This window comes from Paracoccus spongiarum (genome assembly GCF_030732095.1).
Classification (GTDB): Bacteria; Pseudomonadota; Alphaproteobacteria; order Rhodobacterales; family Rhodobacteraceae; genus Paracoccus; species Paracoccus spongiarum.
Genome location: NZ_JAVAMQ010000002.1, coordinates 24,768 through 36,837, shown reverse-complemented (window position 1 = coordinate 36,837; position 12,070 = coordinate 24,768). Strand labels below are relative to the sequence as shown.

Here is a 12,070-nt window from a genome sequence, read left to right as displayed (position 1 = left end):
GCTATTCGAACCGGATCGCAACGATCTCGTAGCTGCGCAGCCCTCCCGGCGTCGTTACCTCGACGCTGTCGCCCTCGTCCTTGCCGATCAGCGCCCGGGCCAGGGGCGAGCGCATGTTCAGCAGCCCCCGCTCGATATCGGCCTCGGCCTCGCCGACGATCTGGTAGGTGCGCTGTTCCTCGGTGTCCTCGTCGATCAGCTGGACCGTCGCGCCGAACTTGATCGAGCCGGACAGCCGCGAGGGGTCGATCACCTCGGTGCGCGACAGGATCGATTCCAGCTCCTTGATGCGGCCCTCGATGAAGCCCTGCTTTTCGCGTGCGGCATGGTATTCGGCGTTCTCGGACAGGTCGCCATGCTCGCGCGCCTCGGCAATCGCGCGGATGATCGCAGGGCGTTCCTTCGACTTCAGCACGCCCAGTTCGCGTTCCAGCGACTCGAAGCCGCTGCGGGTCATCGGTATCTTGTCCATCGCTGCCCGATCCTTTCAGGGTGCGGTTGCCGTCCCGACGCTAATCGAACGCCCCCGCCATTCGACAATGGCAGGGGCGCGAAATTCCGTCGGCGGTAACGTGACCCCAATTTCGGCGCCGATGCAAGCCCGCCCGGGCTGCAGATGGCGGTTTTCGGCCTGCTGCGCCGCCGCGAAACAATTGCCCCCGGCGCCGTCGCGCGCTAGGGGATGCGCAGCCAGTGCGAAGGAGGACGCCCCGCCATGACCGACCAGACGCCGATCGCCCGCGAGTCGATGGAATATGACGTGGTGATCGTGGGGGGCGGGCCGTCAGGCCTTTCGGCGGCGATCCGGCTGAAGCAGATCGACCCCGAAATTCAGGTCGTGGTGCTGGAGAAGGGCTCCGAGATCGGGGCGCATATCCTTTCGGGCGCGGTGCTGGACCCCTCGGGCCTCGACCGGCTGATCCCCGACTGGCGCGACAGGGGCGCGCCGATCCAGACCGAGGTCACGGACGACAATTTCTACGTGCTGGGCGAGGCCGGCGAGGTGCGGGTGCCGAACTGGCCGATGCCGCCGCTGATGAACAATCACGGCAACTACATCGTCAGCATGGGCAATGTCTGCCGCTGGCTGGCCGAACAGGCCGAGGCGCTGGGCGTCGAGATCTTCCCCGGCATGGCGGCGTCGCAGATCGTCTGGGACGGCGACCGGGTCAAGGGCGTCGTGGCAGGCGAGATGGGGCTGGAGGCCGACGGCACGCCGGGCCCGCAATACGAGCCGGGGATGGAGTTGCACGGCAAATACGTTTTCATCGCCGAGGGCGTGCGCGGCAGTCTCGCCAAGGAAATCATCGCCCGGCTGGACCTGTCGAAAGGCCATTGCCCGCAGAAATTCGGTCTCGGCATGAAGGAAATCTGGGAGGTCTCGCCCGAGAAATTCCAGAAAGGCCGCGTCGTGCACACGATGGGCTGGCCCCTGGGCAGCAATGCCGGCGGCGGCAGCTTCATCTATCACTTCGAGAACAATCAGGTGCTGGTCGGCTTCGTCGTCCACCTGAATTACGAAAACCCTTACCTGTATCCCTACGCCGAATTCCAGCGATTCAAGCACCACCCGATGGTCGCGGACCTGCTGGAGGGCGGCAAGCGCGTGGCCTACGGCGCCCGCGCGATCAGCGAGGGCGGCTGGCAGTCGATCCCTGAACTGTCCTTCGCGGGCGGGGTGCTGCTGGGCTGCTCGGCCGGGCTGGTCAACGTGCCGCGCATCAAGGGCAACCACAACGCGATGATCTCGGGCATCGAGGCCGCCGAGGCCGCCGCTGCCGCGCTGAAGGAGGGCCGTGAGGGTGACCGGCTGGACGCCTACGACGCCGCCGTACGCGGGGGCGAGATCGCGAAGGATCTGAAGAAGGTCCGCAACGTCAAGCCGATCTGGTCGAAACTGGGCCTGTGGCCCAGCCTTGCGCTGGGCGGATTCGACATGTGGGTGGCGAACCTGACCGGCTGGAACCCGCTGGGGACGTGGAAGCATGGCAAGACCGATGCGCAGGCGACCGGGAAGGCCAAAAAGTTCAAGCCGATCGACTATCCGAAGCCGGACGGCAAGCTCAGCTTCGACCGGCTGACCAATGTGGCGTTTTCCTTTACCAACCACGAGGAAAGCCAGCCCTGCCACCTGCGGCTGAAGGACCCCTCGGTGCCGATTTCGGTCAACCTGCCGGTCTACGCCGAACCCGCGCAGCGATACTGCCCGGCGGGCGTCTACGAGGTGCTGGAGACGCCCGAGGGGCCGAAGTTCCAGATCAACTTCCAGAACTGCGTCCATTGCAAGACCTGCGACATCAAGGACCCCAGCCAGAACATCGTCTGGACCACGCCGCAGGGCGCGGACGGTCCGAATTACCCGAACATGTGATCGGTTCGTGCGGCGCCGGGGCGTTGCGGGGCAGGCGGCACAGGTCTAGGGTCGCCGGAACGAAATTGTGATCCGGGGACACCCAACGTGAAACTGACCGGCCCGACCTCGCGCGGACCCAACCTTGCGCTGATCGTCGCGCTGCTGCTTTCTCCGGTGCTGGCCGGGGCGCAGGGCCGGCCCGAGCCGCGCCCGGCCGGCCATGGCGACGCGCCGGTCGCCGAGGCCGCCGCAGGCACCGCGACCGAGGCGGTAACCAGGCCCGCCGCGCCGCCCTTCGGGCTGGCCGGGCCCTACCTGGCCGCGCGCATGGCAGCGGTCGAGAACGATTTCCTTGCCGCCGCGCGCTATTTCACGCAGGCCGTGGCGCATGATCCGGGCGATCCCTATCTCGAGGACAGCGCGCTGGTGGCGCTGGTGTCGGCCGGTCAGGTCGAGCGGGCGGTCACCCTTGCCAACGAGATGAAGGCCCGCGGAGGCGCCACCGAACTGGCGCTGCTGGTCCATCGCGCCGACCTGGTGCATCGCGGCGACTGGCAGGCGCTTCTGGATCTCGACGATGCGGCCGCGCCGGCGACGGACGGGGCGCCACGCGACGACCTGATGGCCGGGATGATCCGGGCATGGGCGCTGCTGGGCGCGGGCCGGGCCTCGGACGCGCTGGCGGCCTTCGAGGCGCTGGCCGCCAATCGCGATGTGGCGCCGCTGGTGAATTATCACCTTGCGCTGGCCCGCGCGCTGGTGGGCGATTTCGAGGGTGCCGAGGCGCTGCTGGCCGACGAGGCGACCGGAACCCACATGCCGGGCTTCGTGGCCCGGGCGCAAGTGCTGGCCGTCCTTGAGCGGCGCGACGAGGCCGTGGCCATGCTGGATGCACTGCCGGGCCTCGAGGCCGAGCCGCAGATGCAGGCGCTGCGCGACCGGCTTGCCGGGGACGAGCCGGTCACCTTCGATGCGATCACCAACCCCGCTGACGGCATCGCGCAGGTCTTTCTGACCTTCGCCACCGCGCTTGCCTCCAGCCCCGATCCCGAGCCGCTGTCGCTGATCCATGCGCGTCTGGCGGCGTGGCTGTCGCCCGAGATGGGCGATGCGCGGCTGATGGTGGCGCAGCTTCTGCAGGACCGGCAGCAATTCGACCTGGCCGAGCCGGAATTCGAGGCGCTGCGCAGCATGGGCCAGATGCGCCCCGTCGCAGAGCTGGCGCGGATCGACGCGCTGTCGGGGGCAGAGCGTCGCGACGAGGCCGAAAAGGCGGCCCTGGCGCTGACGGCCGCCTATCCCGCCCTGCCGCAGGCGTGGATCGCCCTGGGCGACCTGCTGCGCCAGCAGGAGAAATTCGCCCAGGCCGTGCCCGCCTATGACAAGGCGCTGAGCCTTCTGAAGGATGCCCGCGCCGAGGCGCGATGGTTCCCGCTTTACGCGCGGGGCATCGCGCTGGAACGTTCGGGCCAGTTCGAGCGCGCCGAGCAGGACCTGCTGGCGGCCATCGAGATCAAGCCCGATCAGGCCAGCCTGCTGAACTATCTGGGCTACAGCTGGATCGACCGGAACGTGAACCTCGACCGCGCGCTGGAGATGATCCGCAAGGCAGTCGACCTGTCGCCGGGGGATGGCTACATCCTCGATTCGCTGGCATGGGCCTATTACCGGCTGGGGCGGTTCGACGAGGCCGTGGCGCCGATGGAACAGGCAATCGGCAGCATGTCGGCCGATCCGCTGGTGAACGACCATCTGGGCGATATCTACTGGATGGTCGGGCGCACGCGCGAGGCCGAGATCCAGTGGCAGCGCGCGCTTTCTCTGGGACCGGGCGAGGGCGGCGATGTCGATCCCGCCCGCATCCGCGCCAAGCTCGAGCGCGGTCTGGACGCGGTGCTGGCCGACGAGGCGGCCGGGACGGCAGCGGCCCCCGTGCAGCCGCGTGCGCAGACCGAGGCCGGGGCGGCGTCGGGCGGGTCGGACTGATCGCGGCGCGATGCGCGACCAGATCGTCGCCGAAGCGGCCCCTGCCAAGCTGAACCTTGCCCTGCATGTGACCGGACGGCGGGCCGACGGCTATCACCTGCTGGACTCGCTGGTCGGCTTTGCCGCGTTCGGCGACCGGGTGGAATTGTCGCCGGGGCCGCTGTCGCTGGCGATCGCCGGACCCTTCGCGGCCGGGCTGGAGGACGGCGAGGACAATCTGTGCCTGCGCGCGGCACGCCTGGCGGGCGGCCGGGCCGCGATCACCCTGGACAAGCGCCTGCCTGTCGCCTCGGGCGTCGGCGGCGGCTCGGCCGATGCGGCGGCGGTGCTGCGCGGGCTGGCGCGGATGGGTCATCCGCTGCCGCCAGCGCCGGAACGGCTGGGCGCCGACGTGCCGGTCTGCCTGCTGTCGGCCCCGGCCCGGATGCAGGGCGTGGGCGAGGTGCTGACCCCGCTGCCGGCGCTGCCGCGCCTGCCCGTCGTGCTGGTCAATCCGGGCATCGCGCTGCCGACCCCGCAGGTCTTTGCCGGTCTGGCGGCCACCGACAACGCGCCACTGCCGCCCATCCCGCGCCTTGCCGATAGGGCGGCGCTGATCGGCTGGCTGGCGGCCACGCGCAACGATCTGGAACAGCCGGCGCTGGCCCTGCGCCCGGTCATCGGCGAGGTTCTGGCCGCGCTGCGCGGGCAGGGCGCGGGCTTTGCGCGCATGTCGGGATCGGGGGCGACCTGCCTTGGCCTCTTCGACCGCGCCGCGCGCGCCGCGACTGCCGCCAACGCGTTGAAACAGCATGGCTGGTGGGCCGTGGCGACGGAACTGGCACCGCCCCTGCCGCCCGGCTAGACTGCCCCTCACGAAAAGCGGAGGACCCCATGCTGCGCCTAGGCGTCAATATCGATCACGTCGCGACCATCCGCAACGCCCGCGGCACCCCCTGGCCCGACCCGCTGCGCGCCGCGCGCATCGCCGAGGAGGCCGGCGCCGACGGCATCACCGCGCATCTGCGCGAGGACCGCCGCCATATCAGCGACGCCGATATCGACGCGCTGATGGCCCATCTGACGCTGCCGCTGAACCTGGAAATGGCCGCCACCGCCGAGATGCAGGCGATCGCGCTGCGGCACCGGCCCCATGCCGTCTGCCTGGTCCCCGAAAAGCGCGAGGAACGCACCACCGAAGGCGGGCTGGACGTGGCCGGCAACGAGGCATTCCTGGCCGATTTCATCGCGCCCTTGCGCGAGGCGGGCAGCCGGGTATCGCTGTTCATCGGCCACGCCCCGCGGCAGATCGAGGCCGCGGCCCGGATCGGCGCAGCGGTGGTGGAACTGCACACCGGCGCCTATTGCGATTTCGACACCGAGGGTCGCCTGGCCGACCGCGATGCCGAACTGGCCGGGCTGGCCGAGGGGGCGCGGCTGGCCCATGCCCTGGGGCTCGAGGTGCATGCGGGGCACGGGCTGACCTTCGAGACGGTCGGCCCGGTCGCGGCGCTGCCCGAGATCAGGGAGTTGAACATCGGGCATTTCCTGATCGCCGAGTCGGTCTTTGTCGGGCTGGGCGAGGCGATCCGCCGGATGCGCCGCTGCATGGATCGGGCGCGGGCATGATCCGGGCGGGTCTTCTTCTGACAGCCCTCGCGGGGCCGGTGCTGGCGCAGGAGGGTGCGGGCAACGTCCTGCCCTGCGGCCAGGCCGACCGCGTGGATATGCTGGCCGAGCCGTGGGAGGACAACACCGCCACCTATGCCGAGGGGCAGGTGCGGATCGCGCTGCTGGATTTCGTCGAACCGGCCGGCGGCGCGTTCCGGCTGATGATCCTCAGCCCGCCGCGCGACGAGCTGGGCTTTCGGCAATGCCGCGTCGTGCTGGCGGGCAACGGGATCGGCTTTTACGACATGGATTTCGCCGCGCGGCGCAGCAGCTATGATCCCGCGCGCGGCCTGACCATCACGCTGCCGGCCCGTCACTATCCGGCGAACGGCGATGTCGATGGCGACGAGGGCTGGTTCGACCTGTCCGTCACCATCGACCAGAACAGCGGCGACGTTCGCGTGCAGGGCTTCCGTTGACCGGTGCGCGAAGATCCGGCGGGACGGGCGCGGGGGGATGGCGATGATCCTCGGCATCGGCACCGACCTTGCCAATATCGACCGGATCGCCCGCACGCTGGACCGCTTTGGCGACCGCTTCCGGCACCGCGTGTTCACCGAGGCGGAACTGGCCAAGGCCGCGCGGCGCAAGGACGAGGCCGGCACGCTGGCCAAGCGGTGGGCCGCCAAGGAAGCCTGCTCGAAGGCGCTGGGGACCGGGCTTGCGATGGGCATCTCGTGGCGCGACATGGCGGTGACGAACCTGCGCAGCGGCCAGCCGGTGATGCATCTGACCGGATGGGCCGCCGACCGCCTTGCCGCGATGACGCCCCCGGGCCACGAGGCGGTGGTCCATGTCACCCTGACCGACGATCATCCCTGGGCGCAGGCCTTCGTGGTGATCGAGGCCCGGCCGCTGCGTCGCGATCCGCCCTCGCCGGCTTGACTTTGCCCCCTGCCGGGGACCATGAACGCGCCACACCGGCGCCGCGGCGCAGCCACAAGGATCAGATCATGGCCGACAGCACTGTCCGCAAGAAGGAGGGCCTCTGGGAGACCGTCAAGACGATCTTCTGGGCGCTTGTCATCGCGGGCATCTTTCGCACGCTGTTCTTCCAGCCCTTCTGGATACCCTCGGGGTCGATGAAGGATACGCTGCTGATCGGCGACTTCCTGTTCGTCAACAAGATGGCCTATGGCTATTCGGCCTATTCCTGCCCCTTCGCGATGTGCCCGATCTCGGGCCGCATCCTCGAGGACCAGCCCGAGCGTGGCGATGTCGTGGTGTTCCGCCACCCGACGCGCGGCGTCGATTTCATCAAGCGGGTGATCGGCCTGCCGGGCGATACGGTGCAGATGCGCGGCGGCCGGCTGTGGCTGAACGGCGCGGAAGTGCCCGTCGAGCCGCGCGAGGATTTCGTCGAGATCAAGGAACAGCAGGGTCCGCAGGGGCTGATCCCGCGCTGCGTGAACGACCCGGTTCCCGAGGGCGGCGAGTGCATCAAGCAGCGCGCCACCGAGACGCTGCCGAACGGGGTCAGCCATGACGTGCTGAACATCGTGGATGGCTGGGTGGCCGACGACACGCCGACCTTCACCGTGCCCGAGGGGCAGTATTTCTTCATGGGCGACAACCGCGACAATTCCGAGGATTCGCGCTTTCCCCAGCAGGTCGGCGGCCTTGGCTTCGTGCCTTCGGAATACCTGATCGGCCGCGCCGACCGGATCATGTTCTCGTCGGCGGGCCGGTCGCTGCTGTATTTCTGGACCTGGCGGCCGGATCGTTTCTTCAAGGCGGTGGATTGACCCCCGGTGCCGATATTCGCGCCTTCATGGCCCGCCTGGGCCATGATTTCGCGCGACCCGAACTGCTGATCCGGGCGCTGACCCATGGCTCGATCGCCTCGGCGACCCGGCCGGACAACCAGCGGCTGGAATTCCTGGGCGACCGGGTGCTGGGGCTGGTGATGGCCGAGGCGCTGTTCAGCGCCGATCTGGCCGCAAGCGAGGGGCAGCTGGCGCCCCGCTACAACGCGCTGGTGAGGGGCGAGACCTGCGCGGGCGTGGCCCGGCAGATCGGTCTTGGCGAGGTGCTGAAGCTGGGCCGGTCCGAGATGATGTCGGGCGGCCGCCGCAAGGAGGCGTTGCTGGCCGATGCGATGGAGGCGGTGCTGGCGGCGATCTATCTGGATGCGGGATTCGAGGCCGCGCGGCAGGTCGTCATGCGGCTGTGGGCCGACCGGCTGGCCAGCCTCGAGGACGACCCGCGCGATGCCAAGACCGCCTTGCAGGAATGGGCCCAGGCCAATGGCATGCCGCCGCCCGTCTACGAACAGACCGCCCGCGGCGGGCCGGACCATGCCCCGATCTTTCACATCACCGCGCGGCTTGCCGATGGCCGGACGGCCGAGGCCAGCGGCGCGGGAACCAAGCGCAGCATCGAACAGGCCGCCGCCCAGGCGCTGCTGGACCGGCTGGAGGGCCGTCAATGACCGATACCCCCGTCACCCGCGCGGGCTTCGTCGCCCTGATCGGCGAGCCGAATGCCGGCAAGTCCACGCTGCTGAACCAGATGGTCGGCGCCAAGGTCAGCATCGTGACCCACAAGGTGCAGACCACGCGCGCCCGGATCCGGGGCATTGCCATGGCCGGCGACAGCCAGATCGTCTTCGTCGACACGCCCGGCATCTTCCGCCCGCGCCGCCGGCTTGACCGCTCGATGGTCGCGGCCGCCTGGGGCGGGGCGGCGGATGCCGACATCATCCTGATGCTGGTCGAGGCGCATCGCGGGCTGACCGAGGGCGCGCAGGCGATCATCGACCAGCTGAAGGCGCTGGAGACGCGGACCCCCGTGGCGCTGGTCATCAACAAGATCGACAGGGTCAAGGCCGAGGTGCTGCTGGCCCTGTCGCAGCAGCTGAACGAGGCCTATCCGTTCTGCAACAGCTTCATGATCTCGGCCGAAAAGGGCTATGGCTGCGACGATCTGCGTGACTGGCTGGCCGCATCGCTGCCCGAAAGCCCCTGGCTTTATCCCGAGGATCAGATCGCCGACCTGCCGATGCGGATGATCGCGGCCGAAATCACGCGAGAAAAGCTGACCCTGCGCCTGCACGAGGAAATTCCCTACCAGCTGACGGTCGAGACCGAGGCCTGGGAAGAGCGCAAGGACGGCAGCGCGCGGGTCGACCAGATCGTCTATGTCGCGCGCCCTGGCCACAAGGGCATCGTGCTGGGCAAGGGGGGTGAAACCATCAAGGCCGTGGGCCAGGCGGCGCGGGGCGAGCTGGAGGAGTTCATGGGCCGCCGCGTCCATCTGTTCCTGCAGGTCAAGGTCCGCGAGAACTGGCAGGACGAGGCCGAACGCTACGGCGAGATCGGCCTCGATTTCCGCGACGGCGATCCGGGCCGCTGATGGCCGAGCCGCGGCTGGCCTCGGGCGTGTGGGTCGCGGCCTATCTGGCACGGCTTGGCCTGGCCAACATCCCCGCCTATGTGCTGGCGCGCGGCGATGACACGGCAGGCGCGATCCTGGTGAAATGCGCCCGCCTCGACGGCACCGCGATCCTGCTGGGCCGCGAATGGGACCTGCTCGGCGACAGCCGCCGCTGGCAGGTTCAGGCCGAGGCGCCCGAGGCGCAGATCGACGAGGCCATCCGCCGGCAGCGCGACATCGACCGCGATCTCTGGGTAATCGAGATCGAAAGCCGCGATGGCCGGACGCTTCTGGACGAGGACGGGCTGCGGTGATCGTCGGGTCGCGCGACGCGAAATCCCCTCGACGGGGCCGGGCTTGTTTTCGCAAAGAACTGATGTAAAGGTATAATAATATCTCTGGTGGTCGAATATCCGCCCGAGCTTCGCGGCGCTGGATTGGCGATATTCGCGCTATGGTTGTTGCACCGCCTGTGCCATCCTCGCCCTGTTACCAGCGCGGGAGGCATCGTGGCATTCACCTTCTCGATCATCGAATGGGCCGCGGTCCTCGATCCGGCGGGGCTGTTCCGGCAGGGCGGACAATCCGAGGGCGAGATCGGCTCGGGCGGCGAGACCGGAACCAGCACTGTCGCCTTCGCGTCGCGCGCAACCGCGCAGCTGACCACCGCGACGCGGGCGGGCGCGGACGACTTTCCCGATGATGGCGGCGCGCGTCTGGCCCAGCCTGTCACCCTGAACGGGACCACCTTCGGCGGCGGCGCGACCGTCGAGGCCGATTTCGAGATGATCCTGCAGGACCCGCAGACGGGGCTGTATTTCCGCGCCACTTGGCTTGCGATCGACAACCAGCCGGTCGGGGTGACGATCTCGCGCGGCTGGAACGCCCAGCTTGGCCGCTATCGGGCGGGCGACGAGGGGCTTTACCCGCCGGGCCGGCTGCTGACCCTCATCGATGGCGACGACCTGCAACAAAGCCCCAATCTTGCCGACTTCACCCGCTCGGCCAGCTTCCTGACCAACGGGGCGGGGCTGAATGCGCGGCTGACGCGGGATGGCGCGGTGATCTGCTTTGTCGCGGGCACCCTGATCGCCACGCCCTCGGGCGATCGCCCGGTCGAGACGTTGCGGCGGGGCGATGCGGTGCTGACCCGCGACCACGGCGCGCAGCCGATCCGCTGGATCGGGCGGCGGCGGGTCGAGCCGGTCCTGCTGGGCCTGCTGCCCCGGCTGCGCCCGATCCACATCGCCGCGGGCGCCCTGGGCATCGGGTTGCCGCAGGCCGACCTGCGCCTGTCGCCGCAGCATCGGGTGCTGGTCCGCTCGACCATCGCGCAGCGGATGTTCGGCGCCGACGAGGTGCTGGTTGCCGCGCGCCATCTGGCCGGTCTGCCGGGCATTGCGACCGATGGCGGCGGCGGGCCGGTCGATTACTGGCATTTCGCCTGCGACGCCCATGAGATCGTCGCCGCGAACGGCACCCCGGCCGAGACCCTGCATCCCGGCCCCGAGGCGCTGCGCAGCGTCGGGCCGGCTGCCCGCGCCGAACTGCTGACGCTGTTTCCCGACCTTGGGGGGGGCGGCGGCACCCGGCCGCTTGCCCGTCCCTGTCCCTCCGGGCGGCAGGGGCGCAGCCTCGCGCGGCGGCATCTGCGCAACGACCGGCCGCTTCTGGTCTAGGCCCGCACTCGGCCTCTGGCGCTGCCTGCGATTGCAGCATATGCAAGCCGGATGAGCGGCACGGGTCCTGATCAGGTCGATTCCCCTCGCGGTCTGGCATTCGCCGTGGCCGCCTATGGGCTGTGGGGCTTCCTGCCGATCTACATGAAGGCGCTGGCCGAGGTGCCCCCGGCCGAGGTGATCGCGCATCGCGTTCTGTGGTCGCTGCCCATCGCGGCGGCGGTGCTGCTGTGGCAGCGGCGGTCGGCGGATGTGGTGGCCGCGCTGCGCCAGCCGCGGCTGCTGGCGATGGCGGCGCTGACGGCGGCACTGATCTCGGTCAACTGGCTGATCTATGTCTGGGCCATCGCCAATGGCCAGGCGCTTGACGCCGCGCTTGGCTATTACATCAATCCGCTGTTCAGCATCTTCCTGGGTGCGACCCTGCTGAAGGAACGGCTGGGCGCGGCGCAGATCGCCGCCATCGCGCTGGCCGCGCTTGCGGTGGTGGTGCTGGCGCTGCAGGCCGGGCGGGTGCCGCTCGTGGCGATCGGGCTGACGCTCAGCTGGGGCTTTTATGCCTATTGCAAGCGCAGCCTGCCGCTTGGCCCGAACCAGGGCTTCACGCTCGAGGTGATGCTGCTGACGCCGGTGGCGCTGGCCTTCGTGATCTGGACGGGGCTGGAGGGGCGCGGGCATTTCCTGTCCGGCACGCCGGCCCAGACGCTGCTGCTGCTGGGCTGCGGGCCGATCACCGCAATCCCGCTGCTGTTCTATGCGAATGGCGCCAAGCTGGTGCGCCTGTCGACCATGGGCATCCTGCAATACATCGCGCCGACGATGATCTTCCTCTGCGCGGTGCTGCTGTTCGACGAGCCGATGGGCACCGCGCGGATGATCGCCTTTCCGATGATCTGGATGGCGCTGGTGCTGTATTCCGCCAGCATGATCCGCGCCGCGCGCGCCGGACGCAGGCTGCGCCGGGCGGCGCAGGCAACGCATCGCGCGCAGTAGCGCGGCCTTGCCGCTTGCGCCACACCATGCCAGC

13 protein-coding genes are annotated in these 12,070 nt (G+C 69.4%); 12 read left to right on the top strand and 1 reads right to left on the bottom strand.

The genetic code is table 11. The features are described from left to right. Position 1 precedes the first annotated feature (1 nt). Complete coding sequence (gene greA, locus Q5Y72_RS02160) at positions 2–472, bottom strand: transcription elongation factor GreA (RefSeq protein ID WP_305961779.1); 471 nt, start codon at positions 470–472, stop codon at positions 2–4. Between the two features lie 243 nt (positions 473–715). Here greA and Q5Y72_RS02155 point away from each other — a divergent pair, with 243 nt between their 5' ends. From Q5Y72_RS02155 to rarD, 12 genes are all read left to right on the top strand, one after another. Continuing rightward, a complete protein-coding gene (locus tag Q5Y72_RS02155; protein ID WP_305961778.1) occupies positions 716–2,371 on the top strand; it encodes an electron transfer flavoprotein-ubiquinone oxidoreductase in 1,656 nt (551 codons plus the stop codon). Between the two features lie 87 nt (positions 2,372–2,458). After that, positions 2,459–4,339 (top strand): tetratricopeptide repeat protein, encoded by a 1,881-nt coding sequence (locus Q5Y72_RS02150; protein ID WP_305961777.1) that lies wholly within the window; start codon positions 2,459–2,461, stop codon positions 4,337–4,339. Between the two features lie 10 nt (positions 4,340–4,349). Next, positions 4,350–5,183 (top strand): 4-(cytidine 5'-diphospho)-2-C-methyl-D-erythritol kinase, encoded by an 834-nt coding sequence (locus tag Q5Y72_RS02145; RefSeq protein WP_305961776.1) that lies wholly within the window; start codon positions 4,350–4,352, stop codon positions 5,181–5,183. A 29-nt stretch (positions 5,184–5,212) separates the two neighbouring features. Beyond that, positions 5,213–5,947 (top strand): pyridoxine 5'-phosphate synthase, encoded by a 735-nt coding sequence (locus Q5Y72_RS02140; RefSeq protein ID WP_305961775.1) that lies wholly within the window; start codon positions 5,213–5,215, stop codon positions 5,945–5,947. Further along, a complete protein-coding gene (locus Q5Y72_RS02135) occupies positions 5,944–6,408 on the top strand; it encodes a hypothetical protein (RefSeq protein ID WP_305961774.1) in 465 nt (154 codons plus the stop codon). Before Q5Y72_RS02140 ends, Q5Y72_RS02135 begins: the two co-directional genes overlap by 4 nt. Before the next feature lie 43 nt (positions 6,409–6,451). Next, on the top strand, positions 6,452–6,874 hold the full coding sequence (gene acpS / locus Q5Y72_RS02130) for a holo-ACP synthase (RefSeq protein ID WP_305961773.1): 423 nt from the start codon (positions 6,452–6,454) through the stop codon (positions 6,872–6,874). Positions 6,875–6,942: 68 nt separating this feature from the next. Next, positions 6,943–7,734: a signal peptidase I gene (gene lepB, locus Q5Y72_RS02125; protein ID WP_305961772.1), complete on the top strand. Its 792-nt coding sequence runs from the start codon at positions 6,943–6,945 to the stop codon at positions 7,732–7,734. Next, a complete protein-coding gene (rnc, locus tag Q5Y72_RS02120) occupies positions 7,731–8,420 on the top strand; it encodes a ribonuclease III (RefSeq protein WP_305961771.1) in 690 nt (229 codons plus the stop codon). Before lepB ends, rnc begins: the two co-directional genes overlap by 4 nt. Beyond that, positions 8,417–9,343, top strand: a complete 927-nt coding sequence (gene era / locus Q5Y72_RS02115) for a GTPase Era (protein ID WP_305961770.1) — start codon at positions 8,417–8,419, stop codon at positions 9,341–9,343. Before rnc ends, era begins: the two co-directional genes overlap by 4 nt. Beyond that, positions 9,343–9,678 (top strand): DUF1491 family protein, encoded by a 336-nt coding sequence (locus Q5Y72_RS02110; RefSeq protein ID WP_305961769.1) that lies wholly within the window; start codon positions 9,343–9,345, stop codon positions 9,676–9,678. Before era ends, Q5Y72_RS02110 begins: the two co-directional genes overlap by 1 nt. A gap of 195 nt (positions 9,679–9,873) precedes the next feature. Continuing rightward, positions 9,874–11,043, top strand: coding sequence for a Hint domain-containing protein (locus tag Q5Y72_RS02105; protein ID WP_305961768.1), 1,170 nt, complete (start codon positions 9,874–9,876; stop codon positions 11,041–11,043). Positions 11,044–11,094: 51 nt separating this feature from the next. Next, the gene (gene rarD / locus Q5Y72_RS02100) at positions 11,095–12,036 is read left to right on the top strand and encodes an EamA family transporter RarD (protein WP_305961767.1); all 942 of its coding nucleotides are present in this window, start codon (positions 11,095–11,097) and stop codon (positions 12,034–12,036) included. Positions 12,037–12,070: the final 34 nt, after the last annotated feature.

What these genes read in the sequence shown, in the direction of transcription:
- Q5Y72_RS02145 (WP_305961776.1), top strand. Translation starts at nt 4,350, where the DNA reads ATGCGCGACCAGATCGTCGCCGAAGCGGCCCCTGCCAAGCTGAACCTT.
- lepB (WP_305961772.1), top strand. Translation starts at nt 6,943, where the DNA reads ATGGCCGACAGCACTGTCCGCAAGAAGGAGGGCCTCTGGGAGACCGTC.
- acpS (WP_305961773.1), top strand. Translation starts at nt 6,452, where the DNA reads ATGATCCTCGGCATCGGCACCGACCTTGCCAATATCGACCGGATCGCC.
- Q5Y72_RS02155 (WP_305961778.1), top strand. Translation starts at nt 716, where the DNA reads ATGACCGACCAGACGCCGATCGCCCGCGAGTCGATGGAATATGACGTG.
- Q5Y72_RS02140 (WP_305961775.1), top strand. Translation starts at nt 5,213, where the DNA reads ATGCTGCGCCTAGGCGTCAATATCGATCACGTCGCGACCATCCGCAAC.
- rarD (WP_305961767.1), top strand. Translation starts at nt 11,095, where the DNA reads ATGAGCGGCACGGGTCCTGATCAGGTCGATTCCCCTCGCGGTCTGGCA.
- Q5Y72_RS02135 (WP_305961774.1), top strand. Translation starts at nt 5,944, where the DNA reads ATGATCCGGGCGGGTCTTCTTCTGACAGCCCTCGCGGGGCCGGTGCTG.
- era (WP_305961770.1), top strand. Translation starts at nt 8,417, where the DNA reads ATGACCGATACCCCCGTCACCCGCGCGGGCTTCGTCGCCCTGATCGGC.
- greA (WP_305961779.1), bottom strand. Translation starts at nt 472, where the DNA reads ATGGACAAGATACCGATGACCCGCAGCGGCTTCGAGTCGCTGGAACGC.
- Q5Y72_RS02110 (WP_305961769.1), top strand. Translation starts at nt 9,343, where the DNA reads ATGGCCGAGCCGCGGCTGGCCTCGGGCGTGTGGGTCGCGGCCTATCTG.